The following is a 692-nucleotide window of genomic DNA, read 5'->3' on the forward strand; positions in this document are numbered from 1 at the left end:
GATCCGCTCGACCCGCTTGTGGTTCACCGACCAGCCCGCCGCATGCAGCAGCGCGGTCACCCGGCGGTAGCCGTAGCGCCCGTACTGCCTGGCCAGCGCGACGATGTCGTCGGTGAGCGCCTGCTCATCATCTGCCCCGCACGGCACTTTGCGCTGCGTTGACCGGTGCTGGCCGAGCACGCGGCATACCCGCCGCTCGGACACGTCCAGCACCTCCCGGACCTGGTCGATGCAGCGCCGGCGCCGTGCGGGGCTCAGAAGTTTCCCTTCGCCGCCTCCTGCAGGGTAAGCGTCCGGTCTTCTCCACCTTGCTGACGAGGTGATGCGCAAGCCACAGGTGCGGCACTGTGGCAGACACCGGTGCGGCATCATGGCGACGCGAATTATCGAGATGGTTGGGCCTGAACCGCGCCGGCGGTTCAGCGAAGATGACAAGGCGCGGATCGTGTCGGAGGCGATGATGCCGGGTGCCAGCGTGTTGGAGGTGGCGCGGCGACACCGGGTGTGCACGTCGCTGGTGTATCGCTGGCGACGCACGCTGCTGCGCGATGGGGTGGCGAGCGAAGCATTGCCGTTGCCGGGGCCGGCATTCATTCCGGTCGAGGTGGCGGGCGCGCCCATGGTGCCGCATTCGGAGCCGCTCGGGCCGGGTGCGGTGGAAGTGGTCGGCCCGGCCGGGCAACGCATCCGCC

Annotated in this window: 1 protein-coding gene and 1 pseudogene; one reads left to right on the forward strand and one right to left on the reverse strand. The window is 69.5% G+C overall.

Annotated features, from left to right (window positions below; all coding sequences use genetic code 11):
* Window positions 1-290 (reverse strand): annotated as a pseudogene (locus ACYVE7_RS35185) (IS3 family transposase); the annotation flags it as partial.
* Window positions 291-370: 80 nt separating this feature from the next.
* Between ACYVE7_RS35185 and tnpA the strand changes: the two are divergent.
* A partial coding sequence (tnpA, locus tag ACYVE7_RS35190; RefSeq protein WP_460371018.1) for an IS66-like element accessory protein TnpA occupies window positions 371-692 on the forward strand: 322 nt, incomplete at its 3' end.

The organism is Actinocorallia lasiicapitis (assembly GCF_054778695.1).